Origin of the sequence: Streptomyces tendae (assembly GCF_008632955.1) — a bacterium.
In the GTDB taxonomy this organism is placed as follows: Bacteria; Actinomycetota; Actinomycetes; order Streptomycetales; family Streptomycetaceae; genus Streptomyces.
This window is the reverse complement of record NZ_CP043959.1, coordinates 6647105-6666612: the sequence shown is the minus strand read 5'-3', so window position 1 is coordinate 6666612 and position 19508 is coordinate 6647105. Positions and strand designations below refer to the sequence as shown.

At 74.0% G+C, this 19508-nt stretch carries 18 protein-coding genes and 1 pseudogene; 6 read left to right on the top strand and 13 right to left on the bottom strand.

Going from position 1 to position 19508, the window contains the following annotated elements; genetic code table 11:
- Positions 1–46: 46 nt before the first annotated feature.
- The 8 genes and pseudogenes from pstS to F3L20_RS30525 form a co-directional block, all read right to left on the bottom strand.
- A complete protein-coding gene (gene pstS / locus F3L20_RS30560; RefSeq protein WP_206338838.1) occupies positions 47–1177 on the bottom strand; it encodes a phosphate ABC transporter substrate-binding protein PstS in 1131 nt (376 codons plus the stop codon).
- Positions 1178–1405: 228 nt separating this feature from the next.
- Positions 1406–1846: an NUDIX hydrolase gene (locus F3L20_RS30555; protein WP_150157029.1), complete on the bottom strand. Its 441-nt coding sequence runs from the start codon at positions 1844–1846 to the stop codon at positions 1406–1408.
- A 31-nt stretch (positions 1847–1877) separates the two neighbouring features.
- Positions 1878–2522, bottom strand: a pseudogene (locus F3L20_RS35765) (CHAD domain-containing protein); the annotation flags it as partial.
- Positions 2523–2623: 101 nt separating this feature from the next.
- Positions 2624–3346: a CHAD domain-containing protein gene (locus tag F3L20_RS35760; RefSeq protein ID WP_150157028.1), complete on the bottom strand. Its 723-nt coding sequence runs from the start codon at positions 3344–3346 to the stop codon at positions 2624–2626.
- A complete protein-coding gene (locus F3L20_RS30540; RefSeq protein WP_382685433.1) occupies positions 3327–5693 on the bottom strand; it encodes an RNA degradosome polyphosphate kinase in 2367 nt (788 codons plus the stop codon). The genes F3L20_RS35760 and F3L20_RS30540 overlap by 20 nt, the downstream gene beginning before the upstream one ends.
- A 135-nt stretch (positions 5694–5828) precedes the next feature.
- Positions 5829–6830 (bottom strand): ABC transporter permease, encoded by a 1002-nt coding sequence (locus F3L20_RS30535; protein ID WP_150157027.1) that lies wholly within the window; start codon positions 6828–6830, stop codon positions 5829–5831.
- Positions 6827–7717 carry an ABC transporter ATP-binding protein gene (locus F3L20_RS30530; protein ID WP_150157026.1) on the bottom strand — a complete coding sequence of 297 codons (891 nt, stop codon included), beginning with the start codon at positions 7715–7717 and terminating at the stop codon, positions 6827–6829. The genes F3L20_RS30535 and F3L20_RS30530 overlap by 4 nt, the downstream gene beginning before the upstream one ends.
- Positions 7714–8169, bottom strand: a complete 456-nt coding sequence (locus tag F3L20_RS30525) for a GntR family transcriptional regulator (protein ID WP_240810794.1) — start codon at positions 8167–8169, stop codon at positions 7714–7716. The genes F3L20_RS30530 and F3L20_RS30525 overlap by 4 nt, the downstream gene beginning before the upstream one ends.
- 109 nt (positions 8170–8278) lie before the next feature.
- Between F3L20_RS30525 and F3L20_RS30520 the strand changes: the two genes are divergently transcribed.
- The 5 genes from F3L20_RS30520 to F3L20_RS30500 all read left to right on the top strand — a co-directional run bounded on the left by F3L20_RS30520 (position 8279) and on the right by F3L20_RS30500 (position 12846).
- Positions 8279–8830, top strand: coding sequence for an RNA polymerase sigma factor (locus F3L20_RS30520; protein WP_150157025.1), 552 nt, complete (start codon positions 8279–8281; stop codon positions 8828–8830).
- Complete coding sequence (locus tag F3L20_RS30515) at positions 8827–9678, top strand: zf-HC2 domain-containing protein (protein ID WP_150157024.1); 852 nt, start codon at positions 8827–8829, stop codon at positions 9676–9678. Before F3L20_RS30520 ends, F3L20_RS30515 begins: the two co-directional genes overlap by 4 nt.
- Before the next feature lie 71 nt (positions 9679–9749).
- Positions 9750–10610, top strand: a complete 861-nt coding sequence (locus tag F3L20_RS30510; RefSeq protein ID WP_150157023.1) for an ABC transporter ATP-binding protein — start codon at positions 9750–9752, stop codon at positions 10608–10610.
- Positions 10607–12130, top strand: a complete 1524-nt coding sequence (locus tag F3L20_RS30505) for an ABC transporter permease (protein WP_150157022.1) — start codon at positions 10607–10609, stop codon at positions 12128–12130. Before F3L20_RS30510 ends, F3L20_RS30505 begins: the two co-directional genes overlap by 4 nt.
- On the top strand, positions 12127–12846 hold the full coding sequence (locus tag F3L20_RS30500) for an ABC transporter (RefSeq protein WP_150157551.1): 720 nt from the start codon (positions 12127–12129) through the stop codon (positions 12844–12846). Before F3L20_RS30505 ends, F3L20_RS30500 begins: the two co-directional genes overlap by 4 nt.
- On the opposite strand, the gene mshD is transcribed toward F3L20_RS30500, so the two are convergent.
- Positions 12806–13732, bottom strand: coding sequence for a mycothiol synthase (gene mshD / locus F3L20_RS30495; protein WP_150157021.1), 927 nt, complete (start codon positions 13730–13732; stop codon positions 12806–12808). The genes F3L20_RS30500 and mshD overlap by 41 nt on opposite strands.
- A gap of 171 nt (positions 13733–13903) precedes the next feature.
- Between mshD and F3L20_RS30490 the strand changes: the two genes are divergently transcribed.
- Positions 13904–15721 (top strand): bifunctional metallophosphatase/5'-nucleotidase, encoded by a 1818-nt coding sequence (locus F3L20_RS30490; protein ID WP_150157020.1) that lies wholly within the window; start codon positions 13904–13906, stop codon positions 15719–15721.
- A 71-nt stretch (positions 15722–15792) separates the two neighbouring features.
- Here the strand turns inward: F3L20_RS30490 and F3L20_RS30485 are convergent, their stop codons facing one another.
- The 4 genes from F3L20_RS30485 to F3L20_RS30470 all read right to left on the bottom strand — a co-directional run bounded on the left by F3L20_RS30485 (position 15793) and on the right by F3L20_RS30470 (position 19281).
- Positions 15793–15978, bottom strand: coding sequence for a DUF1737 domain-containing protein (locus tag F3L20_RS30485; RefSeq protein ID WP_145826645.1), 186 nt, complete (start codon positions 15976–15978; stop codon positions 15793–15795).
- 13 nt (positions 15979–15991) lie between these two features.
- Positions 15992–17461 (bottom strand): sensor histidine kinase, encoded by a 1470-nt coding sequence (locus F3L20_RS30480; RefSeq protein WP_150157019.1) that lies wholly within the window; start codon positions 17459–17461, stop codon positions 15992–15994.
- Positions 17458–18192 (bottom strand): response regulator transcription factor, encoded by a 735-nt coding sequence (locus F3L20_RS30475; RefSeq protein WP_145826647.1) that lies wholly within the window; start codon positions 18190–18192, stop codon positions 17458–17460. Before F3L20_RS30475 ends, F3L20_RS30480 begins: the two co-directional genes overlap by 4 nt.
- Positions 18193–18291: 99 nt before the next feature.
- A complete protein-coding gene (locus F3L20_RS30470) occupies positions 18292–19281 on the bottom strand; it encodes a S1C family serine protease (RefSeq protein ID WP_206338837.1) in 990 nt (329 codons plus the stop codon).
- Positions 19282–19508: the final 227 nt, after the last annotated feature.

The window sequence follows — 19508 nt, the reverse complement described above, 5'->3', positions numbered from 1 at the left end:
GGACGGTGCGGCCCGGCCCGGGTGGGGTGCGGGCCGCACACTCGGGTCAGCTGAGGCCGGCGACGGTCTCGCGGACCTTGGTGATGATCTCCGTCGGCATCGGGGCGTAGCCCGCGTCGGCGAGCTGGCCCTGACCCTGCTCGGAGGCCATGTAGCCCAGGAAGGACTTGGTGGCGGGCAGGGTCTCGGCCTTGTTGCCGGTGTCGCAGACGATCTCGTACGTCACCAGGACGATCGGGTAGGCGTTCGCGGCGGTCGGGGTGTAGTCGAGCTTCAGGGCGAGGTCCTTGCCGGTGCCGACCACCTTGGCGGCGCCGATGGCGGCGGTGGCGTTCTCGATGGTCGCCTTGACCGGCTCGGCGGCCTCGGTCTTGATGTCGACGGTCTTGACGCCGTCGGCGGCGTAGGACAGCTCGAAGTACGAGATCGCACCCGAGGTCTGCTTCACCTGCTGGGCCACGCCGGAGGAGCCCTGCGCGGACTGGCCGCCCTCGGCCGCCCAGGACTTGGCCGGCTCGTACTTCCAGTCCTTGGGCGCGGCGGCCTTCAGGTACTTGGTGAAGTTGTCCGTGGTGCCGGACTCGTCGGAGCGGTGGAAGGCCTGGATCTTCAGGTCGGGGAGGTCGGCGTCGGCGTTGAGCTTGGCGATCGCCGGGTCGTTCCACTTGGTGATCTTGTTGTCGAAGATCTTCGCGAGGGTGGGGGCGTCCAGGGCGAGGGTGTCGACGCCGGGGACGTTGAAGCCGACCGCGATCGGGCCGCCGACCATCGGCAGGTCGATGCCCTGGCCGTCGGCGCAGATCTTCTTCGACGCCTCGACCTCTTCGGGCTTCAGCGCGGAGTCCGAGCCGGCGAACGCGGTCTGGCCCTGCGTGAACGCGGTGATGCCGGCGCCCGAACCGGTCGGGTTGTAGTTGATCTGCACGTCCTTGCAGGCCGCGGTGTACTGCCGCACCCAGGCGTCGATCGCGTTCTTCTGGGCGGAGGAGCCGGAGGCCTGGAGCTGGCCCTTGGCGTCGCCGCAGTCGATGGTGCCGGCCTGCGCGGTCGCCGAGGCGTCGGTGCCGCCGCCGTTGCCGCCGGTGTCGTCGGAGCCGCACGCCGTGAGCGCCAGGGCGCCGGAGACGGCGAGAGCACCGAGAGCGAGGGCCCGCCGGTTCATGCGCTGAAGCTTCACTTGTGTTCCTTCCAGTGGCCGCCGTCCTGAATTCGGCGGCGTGCGAAGTGTGGGGAGGCGGTCGCCTCCTCTGTCAAAGCGTTCGTGTACGGGCGAACCGCACCGCGTAAGGCCGAAATTAGGCAGAAGAGGTGAAGCGGCCGATGGCCGTACATGAACGAGGGGTGAACCCCTGAGGACGGTGCGGTGAGGTCGCGGCGCGTGGGGCCGCAGGGGTGTGTTCCGTGGTCAGCGGGCCGGGCGGAGGACGGCGAGCAGGGCGTCCACCAGACCGGCGTCCATCGGTGAGGTGAGACGGCGGCGCGCGGCGTCCGGGGGGAGCCAGAGGATCCGGTCGACCTCGTCGCTCGGGACGAAGGCGCCGGACACGGCCTCGGCCGCCCAGTAGCGGACCCGCTTCGGGCGGCCCCGCGCGAGGTAGCGGGTGCCGGGCAGCTCGGCGGACGGCGCGGCGGTGTGGCCGGTCTCCTCGGCGACCTCGCGCAGCGCGCCGGCCAGCGGGTCCTCGCCGCGCTTCAGTTTGCCCTTGGGCCAGGACCAGTCGTCGTACTTGGGGCGGTGCACCAGGCACAGCTCCAGCTCGCCGGTGACGGGGGAGGGGCGCCACAGGACACAGCCGGCGGCCTGGACGACGAGGGTGCCGCTCCGGGCGGGACGGGGTGTGCGCACCGGGTGCCTCCTGGGGGTCGTGGCGGTGGCCTTACGGCGAGTCCCCGGCCGGCTTCTGCCAGGCCCGCTGGAACGCGTACCGGGCCGCCTCCACCTCGTGCCGCTGGTCGGCGTGGAGCACGCCCAGGGCGTACGCGGTGGCCGGCGCGATCCGCGGGGTACGGGCCGCCTGCGCGGCGGCCGCCGCGGCCTCGGCGGCGTCGCGGTGCCGGTCCAGCGCCTCGCCTGCCGCGAGCAGCCGGGGGCTGTCGCCGGGGCCGTCGCCGGGGCCGTCGCCGGACCCGTGCAGCACCTCGCGGGCGTAGCGGTGCAGGCGCAGCAGCAGGCGGACCTGGTGCCAGGGGGCGTCCTGGGGGTGTGGCGCGAGGTCCGGGGACAGTCCGTGGACCAGCGCCTCGGCGTTGTACGGGCTGCCCGCGGTGAGCAGGGGCAGCGCGGCGACGGCGTCGGCGAGCCGCTCGCGCGCGGCGTCCGCCAGCGGGCGCAGGTCGGCGCCGTCGGCCGCCGGGGCCAGCGGTACCTCGCTGGCGAGCACGGCCACCTGGTCGGCGAGGGCGTGGAACCGGGACGACCCGAGCGCCTGCAGCGCGGTGGAGTGCGCCCGCGTCCGGGCCAGCGTGAGCTGCCGGTCCAGCAGCGCCCCGGCCTTGGCCGCCCCGACCGTGAGGTTGCCCCGGCCGGGGGAGGGCCGGGGGGCGCGGGAGTCCCCGGGACGCGCGTTCCCTTCGGGACGCCGGTCGGCGGCGTGACGGTCGTCCGGGGCCGGGACGGTGGCGGTCACGGTGCCGGTGCGGCGGGCCGCGGCGGGCTGGGTCCCGGTCGCGCGGGGGGCGGGGGCGCCGGATGCCGAAGAGGCGGTACGGGGCACGTCGGGCGGGGTGCCGTCGGCGGGCGTGGGCGCGCCGGAGGCGTGGGGTGCGGGCGGGGCGGCGGATGTGCCGGTGCGGCGGGCCGCGGCGGGCTGGGTCCCGGTCGCGCGGGGGCGGGGGCGCCGGATGCCGAAGAGGCGGTACGGGGCACGTCGGGCGGGGTGCCGTCGGCGGCGTGGGTGTGGGAGCGCCGGCCGGGACCGGGGGTCCTCGGGGGTGGCCGTGGACGTGGGTGTTCGGCGTGTGGGCCGGGGCGGGGGAGCCGGACGCCGGGCGGGGTGTCCGGGGTGCCCGAGAGGCGGTGGAGGGCGAGGAGGAGCTGGTCCAGGCGGGACGCGCAGGCGTCCTCCAGGGACAGCGTGCCGGACACCCACGCCAGTTCGGGCCCCAGCGCCTGCGACCAGGCGGGGTCCAGCACCGGCTGGAAGGTGTACAGCCCGGCGCTGATGCGGCGGGCCGCACGCCGCAGCGCGCGGGCCGCCTCGGCGGAGTCCTCCGACGCCGCGCCCGCACCGGACTCCCGGTGGAGGCGCAGCGCGCGGAGGAACTCGGTCGCCCGGTCCCGCAGATGGCGGGCCAGGACGTCCGCCGGTACCGGACCGGCCGTCGGATCATGGTGCTGCTGTGCCACGCCGGCGCCTCCGGGCGTCTATGAGCATCTCCTGGATGTTGCGCAGCGGCTGGCCGTCCGCGTCGGTCGAGTGCCGGGTCCACTCGCCGTCCGCACCGAGGTGCCAGGACGACGTGGTGTCCGACATCCCCGTCTCCAGCAGCCGGTTCAGCGCGGCCCGGTGTGCCGGGTCGGTGACCCGCACCAGCGCCTCGATCCTGCGGTCGAGGTTGCGGTGCATCATGTCGGCGCTGCCGATCCATACCTCCGGCTCACCGCCGTTGCCGAAGGCGAACACCCGGGAGTGCTCCAGGAAGCGGCCGAGCACGGACCGCACCCGCACGTTCTCCGACAGGCCCGGCACCCCGGGCCGGATCGCGCAGATGCCGCGCACCCAGATGTCGACGGGGACGCCCGCCTGGGAGGCCCGGTAGCAGGCGTCGATGACGGCCTCGTCGACCATCGAGTTGACCTTGATGCGGACGTAGGCGGGCCGCCCGGCACGGTGGTGCTGGGCCTCCTTGTCGATCCGCGAGATCAGGCCGTCGCGCAGCGACTTGGGGGCGACCAGCAGCCGGCGGTAGGTCTCGCGGCGGGAGTAGCCGGAGAGCCGGTTGAACAGGTCGGAGAGGTCCGCGCCGACCTGCGGGTCGGCGGTGAGCACGCCGAGGTCCTCGTAGAGCCGGGCCGTCTTCGGGTGGTAGTTGCCGGTGCCGACGTGGCTGTAGCGCCGTAGCGTCTCGCCCTCCTGCCGGACCACCAGCGACAGCTTGCAGTGGGTCTTCAGGCCGACCAGGCCGTAGACGACGTGGCAGCCCGCCTCCTCCAGCTTGCGCGCCCACTTGATGTTGGCGTGCTCGTCGAAGCGGGCCTTGATCTCGACCAGCACCAGGACCTGCTTGCCGGACTCGGCGGCGTCGATGAGCGCGTCGACTATCGGGGAGTCGCCGGAGGTCCGGTACAGGGTCTGCTTGATGGCCAGCACGTCCGGGTCGGCCGCCGCCTGCTCCAGGAACGCCTGCACCGACGTCGAGAAGGAGTCGTACGGGTGGTGCAGCAGCACGTCCCGGCCGCGCAGCGCGGCGAAGATGTCCGGCGCGGAGGCCGACTCCACCTCGGCCAGGTCGCGGTGGGTGCCCGCGACGAACTTCGGGTACTTCAGCTCCGGCCGGTCCAGGCTGTGGATGCGGAACAGGCCGGTGAGGTCGAGCGGGCCGGGCAGCGGGTACACCTCGGCCTCGCCGATCTTCAGCTCCCGCACCAGCAGGTCCAGGACCTCCCGGTCGACGGACTCCTCGACCTCCAGGCGCACCGGCGGGCCGAAGCGGCGCCGCATGAGCTCCTTCTCCAGCGCCTGGAGCAGGTTCTCCGCGTCGTCCTCCTCGACCTCCAGGTCCTCGTTGCGGGTGAGCCGGAAGGCATGGTGCTCCAGCACCTCCATCCCCGGGAACAGCTCCTCCAGGTGGGCGGCGATGACGTCCTCGATGGGGACGTAGCGGCCGGGGGAGCTCTCCAGGAAGCGGGACAGCAGCGGCGGGACCTTCACCCGGGCGAAGTGCCGGTGCCCGGTGACCGGGTTGCGCACCACGACGGCCAGGTTCAGCGACAGGCCCGAGATGTAGGGGAAGGGGTGCGCAGGGTCGACCGCGAGGGGGGTCAGCACCGGGAAGATCTGGTGCCGGAACAGGGTGAACAGGCGGGCCTGCTCCTTCTCCGTGAGCTCGTTCCAGCGGACCAGGTGGATGCCCTCCTCCGCGAGTGCCGGGGCGACGTCCTCGTGGTAGCAGGCGGCGTGCCGGGCCATCAGCTCGCGGGAGCGGGCCCAGATCATCTCCAGCACCTCGCGCGGCTGGAGGCCGGAGGCGGAGCGGGTGGCGACGCCGGTGGCTATGCGGCGTTTGAGTCCGGCCACCCGGACCATGAAGAACTCGTCCAGGTTGCTGGCGAAGATCGCGAGGAAGTTCGCCCGCTCCAGCAGCGGGGTCTCGGGATCCTCGGCCAGTTCGAGCACGCGCTCGTTGAACGCCAGCCAACTGCGCTCACGGTCGAGGAAACGGCCCTGCGGCAGCGGGGCGGCACCGTCGGTGTGCGCCTCCTCGTAGCCGTCCAGGTCGGCGTCGATGTCGGGTTCCAGGTCGGAGACCACTCCGGCCACGGTGTGCGGCCGGTGCGCGGCGATGGAGCCCACGGAGGGCTGCGAGTGCTGTACCTGTGCCTGGGCGTTGGGCTGGCTCATGACCCCATTCTTCCGCGCGAGGGGCGTCCCGGGCGCGTCGGAGAGCGCGGGTGGGAGCGGTGGTGGCCCTGAGGCGTTCCCGTTCCTCCCGTTCACCCGGCGGGGTGAGGGCTGGGGTGCGGCGGGATGCATTCACCGAGCGTGGCAGCGCCGTCTGAATCCGTGGTTACGGCGACATGACGTCCAAGGCAGCGGGGGGTGGCCCGCGGGGGCACGGCGGAGGGGGCGTACCCCGTGCGGGCACGCCCCCTCCGGCTGCCGGAGGACTCAGCCGCGCGCCGTCCCGGTGCTGTGGCGCACCGCCCGGAAGGCTGCGTACGTCAGCAGGCAGGCGACAGCGAGCAGGATGCCCGAGGCGACCAGCTGGAGCGGCCAGTAGTGCGAGGCGGGGTGCAGGTCGCGGTAGAAGGCGGTCGCGCCCATGTCGGCCAGGGTGTCGCGGCAGCCGTACAGCTGGCTGGTGTGGCACGGGGCCGTCGCCCGGCCGCCCCCTGCGGTCAGTACCCCTTCGCCGACCTGGAGGCCCTTGCCGAGCGGCCCCTCTCGCAGGCTGCTGACCCGGGTCACGGACGGCCACAGGTACGGCAGGGCCGCGTGGACGCCCGCCCACAGCACCCCCACGGTGACGGCGGCGGCGGCCAGGGCGGCCATCGCGCGGCGCAGCAGCAGTCCTGCCAGGGCGCCCGCCGCCAGACCGGTCAGGGCGAGTGTCACGGGAACGATGCCGTTGGCGTGGAAGGTGGCCGGGTCGTACCAGAACTTGGTGTTGTCGATGCGCTCCCTGCCGGTCGCCCAGGCCCAGTGGTGCAGTCCCGCCAGCAGTCCGGTCCCGGCGGCGGTGAGCACGGCCGGGAGGACCAGCCGGGAGGCCAGCCAGCGGGCCGGGGACACGCCCTGGGTCCAGGCCAGGCGGGCCGTGCCGGATTCCGTCTCGCGGCCGACGAGCGCGCCGCCGGCCCAGGCGGCCACCAGGAACGGCACGGCCAGCACGGCGAACGTCGTCCAGTTGTAGACGTCCTTGTAGAGGAGGATCGCGCTCTGGTCGTAGGAGCAGACCGGGGTGAACCCGCAGGCGTTGTACGCCTTCCAGGCCGCCGCCGAGCCGTCGGTGAGCGGCCCGCCGAGCCACAGCAGTGCCGCCGCGGTCAGCAGGACGAGTACGCCACCGCAGATCAGGGCCGGGCGGTGCAGCCGGGCCAGCCAGCGCCACTGGCGGGGGGCGCGGGCGGGGCGGCCGGCGGCGGCCGGGGTGGTGAGGGCGGCGGTCACGCGGCGGCCTCCGTGGTCTCGGGCGCGGCGGCCGGGGCCGTGGCCGCCGGGTTGCGCAGGTAGGACAGGACGAGTTCCTCGAGGGACGGGGTGCCGGTGCGCCAGTCGGCGGGCAGCGGGCCGGCCGGGCGGAGCAGCGCGCTGAGCTGGCGTCCGGTGGTGCGGGACTCGACCACCTCGTGCGGTGCGAGGCCGGTTCCGGCGGGGGCCACCACCCGGGTGTGGGCGGCCAGCAGGTCGTCGATCTCACCGGCCAGCCGGACCCGGCCGCCGCCGACCAGCAGCAGGTGGTCGCAGGAGTCCTCCAGTTCGGCGACGACGTGCGAGGACATCACGATGGTGGTGCCGTGGGCGGCGGCCTGGCTCATCAGCACGCCCATCAGCTCGTGCCGGGCCAGCGGGTCGAGGTCGGCCATCGGCTCGTCCAGGAGCAGCAGCTCGGGCCGCTTGCCCAGGGCCAGGGCGAGCGCCACCCGGGTGCGCTGGCCGCCGGAGAGGGAGCGGATCCGCTTGCCCGGGTCCAGGTCCCCGCCGTCCACGACCCGCCGCGCGGTGTCCGGGTCCCAGCGGCCGGGGTTGAGGTCGGCGCCCATGCGCAGCGTCTCGGCGACCGTGAGCTGCGGGTACAGCGGCTTGTCCTGGTCGACGAAGCCCACCCGGGGACGGGCCGTCGCGGGGTCGGTGCCGAGCACGCGGACCGTGCCCTCGGTGGGCGCGAGCAGGCCGGTGGCGAGCGCGAGCAGCGTGGACTTGCCCGCGCCGTTCGGGCCGGCGACGGCGCACACACGGCCGGCGGGCAGCCGGAAGGAACAGTCGCGCAGTGCCCAGTCGGCGCGCCGGCCGAAGCGCTTGCCGAGCGCCTCCGCCTCGAGGGCCGGGACGGTCATGACGGGTCTCCCTGGGGGGTCTTCGAAGGAACGGGGTGCGGGGCCGGGGCGTCGTCCGGCGCGGCCTCGGATGCCCGCGCCGGGTAGTGCGTCTCGAGTACGGCGGTGAACAGCGCGGCGACGTCCTCCCGCTCCAGGCCGGCCGCCCGGGCCCGGGAGGCCCAGTCCTCCAGCTCCGCGCGCAGCGGGGAGTCGGCGGGGGCGGCGCCCAGCGAGCGGCGCACGAAGGTGCCGAGGCCGCGCCTGGCCTCCACCAGGCCCTCGCGCTCCAGCTCCCGGTACGCCTTCAGCACGGTGTTCGGATTGACGGCGGTGGCCTCCACGACCTCGCGGGCCGTGGGCAGTCGGTCGCCCGGGGCCAGCAGCCCCAGACGGAGCGCCTGCTTCGTCTGCTGCACGATCTGGACGTAGGTGGCCACGCCGCTGCGCCGGTCGATGCGGTAGTCGACCACTCGACAACCACCCTTTCACTAATTGAGTAGTGAAAGGGTGGTGCAGGGGGGTGTAAAAGTCAACTCAGGATCCGTGAACCGATCGGCCGGGCCCGTCCGATGAGGAGACGTGAGCGAGAAGAGAAGCGACGGCGAGCTGCTGCGCGCCGTCACGGCCGACGGCGACCGGGGCGCCTTCGAGGAGCTGTACCGGAGGTACGCGCCGTGGCTGACCGCGCGCATGCGCGGCCGGTGCGCCGACGCGGCCCTCGTCGACGACGTCGTGCAGGAGACCTTCCTCGCCGTGTGGCGCGGCACCGCCCGCCACCGCGAGGACACGGCGGGCGCGGACGCCGCCGGCTGGCTGTGGCGGATCGCCTCACGCCGGCTGGTCGACGCCCTGCGCGGCGCCGGTGCACGGGGGCGGCTGCGGCAGGCGCTGGCACGGCTGCGGCACCGCGACGAGGTGTCGGCGGAGGAGCGCGTGCTCGCGGGGGTCGAGCACGGGGACCTCGCCGGCGCCCTGGTCCGGCTGTCGCCGGAACTGCGCGCGGTGCTCCAGGCGACCGTGGTCGACGGGCTGACCACGCGCGAGGCCGCGGTCCTGCTCGGCATCCCGCCGGGCACGGTCAAGACGCGGGCGATGAGGGCCCGCAGGCAACTCCGGGAGGCGCTGGCATGACGTACGAGGACAAGCGCTGGCACGTCCCCGAGGACGACCTGCGGGCCTACGCGCGGGCCGAGCTGGAGCCGCCCGCGCTGTGGTCGGCCGACACCCACCTGACGGCCTGCGCGCACTGCCGTGCCGTCCTCGCGGCCCTCGGCGACCCCGTCTCCCTCGACACGGCCTGGGAGCGGCTGGACGCCGAACTCGACGCGCCCCGGCCGGGCCTGCTGGAGTCGCTGCTGCTGCGGATCGGCGTGGCCGACCACACCGCGCGGCTGCTGGTCGCCACCCCGGCGCTGCGCCGCTCCTGGCTGGGCGCGGTGGCCGCCGTGCTGGTGCTCACCGTGGCCGTCGCGGTCGGCAACGCCGGAGGCGGCCGGGTCATGCTGTTCCTCGCCCTCGCGCCGCTGCTGCCGCTCGTCGGGGTCGCGCTGTCGTACGGGCCGGCGGTCGACCCGACGTACGAGATGGCCGTGGTCGCCCCGATGCACGGCTTCCGGCTGCTGATGATCCGCACGGTGGCGGTGCTGACCGCCGGGCTCGGTCTCAACGGCCTGGCCACCCTCGCCCTCCCCGGGTACGGGCTGCTCGCCCTGAGCTGGCTGCTGCCCGCGCTCGCGCTCATCACCACGGCACTCGCGCTGTCGGCCCGGCTCGGACCCGTCCTGGCGCCCTCGCTCGTCGGCGGCGGCTGGATCGCGCTGCTGCTCACGGCGGACGCCGTCCGGGACGGCGGACAGCAGACGCTCGCCCCCTTCACCGCGGCCGGACAAGGCGTTTCGGCGGCCGTCGCCGTACTCGCCGCCGGACTGCTGGTCCTGCTCCGGGACCGCTTCGACCTGCACCGGGACCCCGCGGTCTGACCGCGCCCGGCTCCTCACCGGCCGGGGCGCTTCACCGCCCCGGCCCCCACCACCTGCCACGGGAGTTCCCCATGTCCCCCACCGTCTCGGCCTCCGGGCTGAGCCTCCACTACGGCCGCACGCGCGCCCTGGACGACGTGTCGCTGCGGCTGTCCCCCGGCGTCACCGGGCTGCTCGGCCCCAACGGCGCGGGCAAGACGACCCTGCTGCGGGTCCTCGCCACCGCCGTACCCGCCGACCGGGGCGCGTTCACCGTGCTCGGCCACGACCCGGGCACCGCACGCGGCCGTCAGGAGGTCCGGCGCCGGCTCGGCTACCTGCCGCAGACGCCGGGCTTCCACCCCGACTTCACCGCCTTCGAGTTCGTCGACTACGTGGCGATCCTCAAGGAGCTGACCGACCGCACCGCCCGCCACACCGAGGTGCGGCGGGTGCTGGAGGAGGTCGGACTCGGCGACGTGCGCGGCAAGCGCATCCGCAAGCTGTCCGGCGGCATGCGGCAACGGGTGGCGCTGGCGGCGGCACTGGCCGGCGACCCGGCGTTCCTCGTCCTCGACGAGCCCACCGTCGGTCTCGACCCCGAACAGCGCATGCGGTTCCGTGAGCTGATCGCGACCGCCGGCGAGGGCCGCACCGTGCTGCTGTCCACGCACCAGACCGAGGACGTGGCGATGCTCTGTCACCGGGTGGTCGTGCTCGCGGGCGGCACCGTCCGCTTCGACGGCACCCCCGCCGAGCTGACCGCACGGGCCGCCGGACGCGTGTGGAGCAGCGACGGGCGCGACCCCGGGGCCAAGGCCGGCTGGCGCACGGGCCTCGGCACCTTCCGCAACGTGGGCGACCCGCCCGCCGGCGCGGATCTCCTCGAACCGACGCTGGAGGACGGCTACCTGCTCACCCTGGACGGCGCGGGCGCGGAGGTGACCGCATGAGCACGACCACCACCACGGCCCCCGCCCCGGCCCCCGTGACACAGGCGCCCGGCGCCTCCTCGGCGGCCGTTCTCGCCCTGGCCCGCTTCGAGACCCGCAGGCTCCTGACCCGCGTGCCGGTGCTGGTCGCCTTCGCGGCGTACCTCGCCTGGATCGTGTGGCACACCCGCGACTCCTTCGACGGCTTCCCCGCGCTGCAGGACGCCGACCGGGCCACGCAGGACGGCCCGCTGCTGGTCGGCCTCGCGGTGCTGCTGAGCGCCAACCAGGCCGTGCTGCGCTCCCGGCGCCACGACACCGAACGGCACCTCGCCGTGCTGGTGCTCCCCCGGTGGCAGCGCACGGTCGCGCATCTGCTGTCCGTCGTCTCGGCGGCGCTCCTGACCGGGGCGTGCGTGGGCGCGCAGTTCGCCTGGGAGGCGCTCAAGCCGGGTGCCGTCGGGCACGGCTCACCGGGTGAACTCCTCGTCGGCCCGCTGTCGGTGCTTCTCCTGGGCGGGTTCGGAGTGCTGCTGGCCCGCCTGCTCGCCGCGCCCTTCGCGGCACCGCTGCTGATCGTCCTCCTGCTCTTCCTCGCCATGTTCCTCACCGGCTCCGCCACCGACGGCTGGACCCGGTGGCTGGTGCCGTCCGTCACCGAGTACAGCCTCATCACCCTCCCCTCCGACCTGATCGGCCGCCCCGCCGCCTGGCACGCGCTGTACCTGGGCGGGCTCGCGCTGACGCTGATGCTCGCGGCGCTGCTGCTGTCCGGCGGCGCCCGGCTGCGGACCGTGCAGGCGGCCGCCGCCGGCGCGGTGGCGCTGACCGTGGTCGGCGCGGTGGGACAGTCCCGCGGGGTGCCGGAGGCGACGACCGAGGCGCGGGTCCGGGCCACGGTCACCCCGGAGAAGCTCCAGACCTGCGCCGAGCGGGACACCACGACCTACTGCGCCTTCCCCGAGTGGGAGTCGCGCACCGGCGACTGGGCGGAGACCGTCGACGAGGTGCGCGCCCTGGCCGGGGGCGACGCGCGGGAGCGGCCGCTGCTCGTGCGGCAGCGGGTCGAGGCGCGCTACGGCCTGGACTCCGACGGGCCGATCCCGCCGGCCACCCGCCCCGGCGAGGTCACCGTCGGCACGGCCTGGGGCGGCAACCGTGTCCCGGAGTTCACGGTCGCCGTCGCCGGGGTGCTGGTCGCCGGCACGGAGACGGAGATGGGCGAGATGTGCGACGGCCGGATGGTCACCGTCATGTGGCTGGCCCTCGCCGGCCGCCCCGACCCGGTGGCGGACCTGCGCCGGGTGCGGATCGACGACAGCGACACCGGCTCGGCGATCGTCATCTCGCAGACCGAGCCGCTGCAGATGACCGCCGCCCACACCGAGGTGCTGCGGGAACTGCTGGCGCTGCCCCGCCAGGAGGCCGAGGCCAAGGTGCGGTCCGGCTGGAAGGAACTGACCGCGCCCAAGGTGTCGACGGACCGCGTGGCGCAGGTGCTGGGCCTGCCGAAGCCGGAAGGTGACGACACGTGCGGGTGACCGGATCCCGGGCGGGTGACGCCCCGGTGGGTGAGGCGCGGGCGGCGGGCACCGTCCTTCAGTTGCTGCGGCCCGTCGCCCGCACCGTCCCCTGGCGGGCGGTGGCCGCGGCGAGCGGCCTGGGGCTGCTGGCGGCCGCGCTGCCGAGGCTGTCGGGCGGCGAGGTCACCGCGTGGGCCGCCATCACCGCGCTGCGGGCCGCCGCCCTGTCCTTCGCGCTGGGCGCGGCGTTCCTGCTGGACGACCCGGCCCGGCACACCACGGCCGCCGTGCCCGTCCGGCGCGGCCTGCGGCTCGCGCTGCGCTGCGCGCCGCTGGTGCCGTTCGCCGCCCTGTGGTGGACCGCGGCGCTGCTGCTGGTCCCCGAGGACGCGCGTCCCCCGGCCGGGGACGTCACCGTGGAGGCGGCGACGGCCCTCGTACTCGCCCTGGCCGGCGCGGCGTTCGCGGTGCGCCGGGACAGCGCGCGGCCGGGACAGGGGGTCGCCGCGCTCCTGCTCGTGTGCGCGGTCCTGGCGCCGCTGCTGAGCCCCGCCGACTGGGGGATGTTCACCGAGCCGGCCGACCCCCACTGGGCGGCCGCCCACGACCGCTGGGCGGTGCTGCTGTGCGCCCTGCTCGTGGCGCTGGCGGTGAGCTGCGCCGAACCGGTCCGGCGCCGCACGCTCCGGGCGCTCAGGTCTCCGTCCGGTACATCAGGTCCGTCTCGTGGGTGACGAAGCCCAGCCGCTCGTAGACGGACACGGCCGCCTTGTTGTCGGCGTCGACGTACAGCATGGCGGTGGGCAGGCCCTGGTCCGCGAGGTGGCGCAGCCCGATCGTGGTCAGTGACTTGCCGAGCCCGCCGCCCTGGGCGTCGGGGCTGACCCCGAGGACGTACACCTCGCCGAGGCCCTCCCGCCGGTGCACCTTGGTCCAGTGGAAGCCGACGAGCCGGCCGTCTCGCTCCGCGAGGAAGAAGCCCTCCGGGTCGAACCACGGCTCGGCCTTGCGGTCGTCGAGGTCGCGCTGGGTGAGGGAGCCCTGTTCGGGGTGGTGGGCGAAGGCGGCGGCGTTCAACGCCAGCCAGGCCGCGTCGTCCCGGCCGGGCTCGAAGGCGCGCACCTCCACACCCTCCGGCAGCACCGGGTCGGGCAGGTCCAGCCCGGACAACGGCCGCCGCATCTGCCGCAGTTCACGGAACAGCGTCAGCCCGAGCACCTGGGCCAGGTGCCGGGCGGCGGAGTGGCCGCCGTGCGCCCACACCCGCAGCCGCTTGCCCGACGCGGCGAGCAGCGCGGTGCCGAGGGCCCGCCCGTGGCCCTGGCCCCGGTAGGAGGGGTGCACCACCAGCTCGGCGGCCGGCGGCTCCACCGGGTCGGTGTCCTCCAACTGGGCGTAGCCGACGAGCTCGTCGTCGACGGTGAGCAGCAGGTGCGAGACACCGTCCCGCTCCCCGCCGCGCAGGCTCAGCCGGCCCTGCTCGGACACGGCCTGCTGCCCGTCGGCGCGCGCGGCGTCGGCGAGCAGGGCGAGGACCGCCTCGACCTGGTCGGTGTCGAGCACGGTGTACGTCTGGAGCGAACGGGGGCGGCCGGGCCGGGAGAAGGCGTCGCTGGTCATGCGTACGAGGGTAAGGGGACGGCCGGGTGAGGAGGCGGCAGCGTGCCGCGCGCACCCCGCCGCGACGGCACCGGCGAAAGATAAACCAGGTCGTAACCCGGAAGCCCCTGTCGCGCTACGCGCGTTGACTCTAGGCTGCGCCGGTACCCACTCGCACCGACAGGGGGGCGTATGCCAGCCACATCCCCGGCGCACCCGCGCCGCAGACGCCGTACGAACCGTCTCCTCGCGACCGCCGCCGGTGTCCTCACCGTCGGTGCGCTGGCCGCCGCGGCCCTGCCCGGGTCGGCGAACGCGGGCGAGCAGCACGACAAGGGCAAGGGCCACCAGCACGGCCGCTACCAGGACGTGCAGCTGCTGTCCTTCAACGACCTGCACGGCAACCTCGAACCGCCCACCGGTTCCTCCGGCCGGGTCACCGAGGTCCAGCCGGACGGCACGGTGAAGACGATCGACGCGGGCGGCGCGGAGTACCTGGCCACGCATCTGCGCCAGGCCCGCAAGGGCAACCCGTACTCCATCACCGCGGCCGGCGGCGACATGGTCGGCGCCTCCCCGCTGATCTCGGGCCTGTTCCACGACGAGCCCACCATCGAGGCGCTGAACAAGCTCGAACTGGACGTCACCTCGGTCGGCAACCACGAGTTCGACGAGGGTGCCAAGGAACTGAGCCGCCTGCAGAACGGCGGCTGCCACCCGACGGACGGCTGCTACACGGACAAGAAGTTCGCGGGCGCCGACTTCCCGTACCTGACGGCCAACGTGCTGAACGAGAAGACCAAGAAGCCCCTTCTCAAGCCGTACTGGGTGTGGAAGAAGAAGGACGTCAAGGTCGGCTTCATCGGTGTGACCCTCGAGGGCACCCCGGACATCGTGTCCGCCGAGGGCGTGAAGGGCCTCGTCTTCAAGGACGAGGTGGAGACGATCAACAAGTACGCCAAGGAACTGCGCCGCAAGGGCGTGAAGTCCATCGTGGCGCTGATCCACGAGGGCGGTTTCCCGGCCTCGCAGAACTACAACTACGACTGCGACTCCCCGGGCGCCGGCGACGGCATCTCCGGCCCGATCGCGGACATCGCCAAGAACGTCTCGCCCGACGTGGACGCGCTGGTCACCGGCCACACCCACAACGCGTACGTCTGCACCATCCCGGACCCGGCGGGCAAGCCCCGCATGGTCACCTCGGCCGCGTCCTTCGGCCGCCTCTACACGGACACCACGCTGACGTACGACCGTTGGACCGGCGACATCGCCCGTACGGCCGTGAAGTCCGCGAACCACGTGGTCTCGCGGGACGTCCCCAAGGCGTCCGACATCACCGGCCTGATCGGCAAGTGGAACACCCTCGCCGCCCCGATCGGCAACCGCCCGATCGGCTACATCTCCGGCGACGTCGTCAAGGACGGCACCGAGTCCCCGCTGGGCGACCTCATCGCCGACGCGCAGCTCGAGTACGCCCGCACGCTCGACCCGGAGGCCGACCTGGCCCTGATGAACCCGGGCGGCATCCGCGCCTCGCTCACCTACGCGGCGAGCGGCGGCGAGGGCGACGGCGTGGTGACCTACGCGGAGGCGTTCACGGTCCAGCCGTTCGCCAACACGGTCAACCTGCAGACCTTCACCGGAGCTCAGGTGATCCAGGCCCTGAAGGAGCAGGTCAGCGGCTCCAACGAGGCGGCCCCGAAGATCCTCCAGGTGTCCGACGGACTCACCTACACGCTGGACCTGACGAAGACCGGCGCCGACCGGGTCGTCACGGACTCCGTCCGGCTGAACGGTGAGGCGATCGACCCGTCGGCGAGCTACCGCGTCGCGACGAACAGCTTCCTCGCGGGCGGCGGCGACGGCTTCACCACCCTGGGCCAGGGCACCGACGACCTGGTCGGTGACGACGACCTGGCGGCCCTGGAGCAGTACCTGACCGCCAACTCCTCGGCCGGCTCCCCGCTGGCCCCGCCGGCGGCGGACCGCATCACCATCGTGAAGTGACCCGCATCACCGTAGTGAAGTAACCCGCAGCACGAAAAGGGCCGGTGCCGAGCACCGGCCCTTTTCGCCTGTCAGCCCTCGACGTCCCACACGACCGCCTGGGCGACGATCACCCGCTCCCCGTCGAAGGTCACGGCCGGCCCCTCGTGCAGCCGGTACCCCAGCGCCAGCGCCTCGCTGACCCGCCGGCAGAACGCGGAGTCGTCGGGCCCGGTCAGTACGCGGTAGACGGGCAGCCCGTCCGGGGGATTCGCCATGCGCCCCAGCGTGTCACGGGGTTCCGGGGACCTCCGGGGGCGGGGTGGGGGCGCCCGGGAGGCGGACGGTGGCGGTGGTGCCGCCGCCCTCGGCCGGGGTCAGGGCGACGGTGCCGCCCGCCTGCTGCACCGTCCGCGCCACGATCGACAGGCCGAGTCCGGAGCCGGGCAGGGCGCGGGCGCCCGGGGAGCGCCAGAAACGGTCGAAGACGTGCGGGAGTTCGTCGGCGGCGATCCCGGGGCCGTGGTCCCGGACGGTGAGGACGCCGTCGGCGAGGCGCACCTCGACGGTGGAGCCGGGCGGGCTGAACTTCACCGCGTTGTCCAGCACGTTGACCACCGCCCGCTCCAGCGCCGCCGGTTCCGCCCGCACGTACCAGGGGCGCACGTCGGCCGTGACGGTCAGCTCCGGGCCGCGCAGCCGGGCCCGGCGCACGGCCGACTCGACGGCGTCGTGCCAGGGGACGATCCCGGTACGGCCCGCCTGGTGGTCAGGGTCCGGGCGGGACAGCTCCTGGAGGTCCCCGATGAGCGCGGCCAGCTCCGTCATCTGCGCCTTCACCGAGGCGAGCAGGGCCTTGCGGTCGGCCGGCGGGATGGGGCGGCCGGTGTCCTCGCTACGGGTCAGCAGCTCGATGTTGGTGCGCAGCGAGGTGAGCGGGGTGCGCAGTTCGTGCCCGGCGTCCGCGATGAGCTGCTGCTGGAGGTCACGGGAGCTGGCGAGCGCGGACGTCATGGAGTTGAAGGACCGTGACAGGCGGGCGACCTCGTCCTCCGACTCGTCCTCCACCGGGATGCGGATGCTCAGGTCCTCGGTGCGGGCGACGTGCTCGACGGCCTCGGTGAGCTTGTCCACCGGGCGCAGACCCGCCCGGGCGACGGCCAGCCCCGCGGCGGCCGAGCCGAGCACCCCGATGCCGGAGACGAGCAGCAGGATCAGCGCGAGGTCGTTGAGGGTGGACTGGGTGCCCTTCAGCGGGACCGCCACGATGACGGCCGCGTGGGTGCTGGTCAGGGTGGAAGGGTCGTTGATGACCAGGGGCAGTGTCAGCACCCGGACGTCGTCGCCGTCCTCGTCCGTGCCGTCGCGGAAGATGCCCCGCGAGCCTTCGCCCGCGTTCTCGATCACCCGCCGGTCCGACGCGGTGACTTTGACGTTCCCCACCGAGCTGGGGAACAGACAGACCGTGCCGTCCTCCTTGACCACCTGCGAGTACGTGTACTGGAAACCGCCCGCGCCCTCGTCCCGGGGCGTCTCCGTGCAGTCGGTGAGGGCGCTGCGGATCTCGTCCACCCGCTGCGGGCCCTGCAGCACCGTCGCCTTCTTCAGATCCTCGTCGACCTGCTCGTACAGCTTGCCCTGCACGATGAACCAGCAGGTCACCGACACCGCGGCCACCGCGAACGCCACGGCCGCGGCCACCAGCAGCGACAGGCGCGCCCGGATCGGCAGGGCGCGGAATCGGCGCACCGGTCCGGTCACTCCGCGCCGCCCTGCCGCAGCACGTACCCCACCCCCCGCACCGTGTGCACCAGGCGCGGCTCGCCGCCCGCCTCGGTCTTGCGGCGCAGGTACATGACGTACACGTCGAGCGAGTTGGACGAGGGCTCGAAGTCGAAGCCCCAGACCGACTTGAGGATCTGCTCACGGGTGAGCACCTGGCGCGGGTGCGCCATGAACATCTCCAGCAGGGTGAACTCCGTGCGGGTCAGCTCCACCGGGCGCCCGGCCCGGGACACCTCCCGCGTGGCCAGGTTCATGCTCAGGTCGGCGAAGGTGAGGACGTCGCCGGACTCGGCGGAGGCGGCCACCGCCGCCGCGTACGTACTCCGGCGCAGCAGGGCGCGGATCCGCGCGAACAGCTCGTCCAGCTCGAACGGCTTGACCAGGTAGTCGTCCGCGCCGGCGTCCAGCCCGGTCACCCGGTCGCCCACGGTGTCCCGGGCCGTCAGCATCAGGATCGGCGTGGTGTCGCCGGTGGCGCGGATCCGGCGGGCGGCGGTCAGTCCGTCCATCCGGGGCATCTGGATGTCGAGGACGAGGAGGTCGGGACGGTAGGCCGCCGCCTTGTCCAGGGCGTCCACGCCGTCGACGGCCTCCTCGGTGTCGTAGCCCTCGAAGGCCAGGCTGCGCCGGAGTGCTTCGCGCACCGCCGGCTCGTCGTCGACGATCAGGATGCGCTGGGGGGCACGGTCGCCGTCTGCGGGGCTCATCGGGTGGCGGGTCCTTCGGCTGCGCGCCGCGCGGCCGGCGCGGCGGGGGAGGGGACGGTTCGTCGGATCTTCAGCGTCGCACGTTTCCCGTCCGGTGCGTCAGTTCGTCGCACCGGCCCGCAGGTCCGGCAGGTCCGCCTTGACGGTGTTGACCGGGATGGAGAAGCCCAGGCCCACGCTGCCCGCGGCGGAGGACTCGGCGCCGCTGGGCGCGAACATCGCGGAGTTGATGCCGATGATGTTGCCGTTCATGTCGATCAGCGCGCCGCCGGAGTTGCCGGGGTTCAGCGAGGCGTCGGTCTGCAGCGCCTTGTACGTCGTCGTGGAGCCGCCTGTGTCGCCGTTGAACTGCCGGCCGCCGAACTCGAACGGCCAGCCGTCGCCGCGCTGCCACTGCTGCTGACCCTGGCTGTCGTCCCTGGGTACCGTGACGTCGCGGTCGAGGGCGGAGACGATGCCGCTGGTCACCGTGCCGGTCAGGCCCTCGGGGGAGCCGATGGCGACGACCTGGTCGCCGACCTGCACGCCGTCGGAGTTGCCGAGGGTGGCGGCCTTCAGACCGGAGGCGTTCTCCAGCTTGATCAGGGCCAGGTCCTTGCGGCTGTCGGTGCCGACGACCCGCGCGCCGAACGTCTTGCCGTCGTGGGTGCGCACCTGGATCTTGTTCGCCCCGGCGACCACGTGGTTGTTGGTGACGATCTCGCCGTCGTCGGTGATGATCACGCCCGACCCGGTGGCGGAACCGGACGACGTGGCGGCCTTGATCTCCACGATGCTGGGGCTCACCGCCTTGGCGACCCCGGCCACCGTGCCCTTCAGGGAGGCCGGCACCACGTCGGTCTCGGCGGCGGACGCGGCGGCGACGCTGCTGCCGCCGGTGCCGGTCAGCTCCTGCACCCCGTAGGCGGTCGTCCCGCCGACGGCGGCCGCGACGATCGCCACGGCCACGAGCAGTTTGGCCGGGCCCCGGGCGCGCCGGTGCGCGGACTGCGGGGCCGGGGGAGCGTAGGCCGGCGGGGGCGGCCACTCGGGGTTCACGTGGTACGGGTTGTTCTCGGGGGCGCCGCTCGGGCGGGAGTTCTCGCTCATGTTCCCGAGCGTCCCGCCCGACGATGAGAGCATCCTGAGTGCCCGCTGAGAAGCCCGACAGAAGTACGTATGCCCGAAATAAGGCCCGGCGCGGCCGGTCGGCGGTCCAGCGCTCCGGGTGGAGCCGGGGCGGGTGGAGCCGCGGGCTCCAGGGGGCCGGGACGGCGGGGCCGGACAGGGCCGGGGGTACGAGCGGATCCGAGGGCTGCGGGCCACGGGCGGCCCGG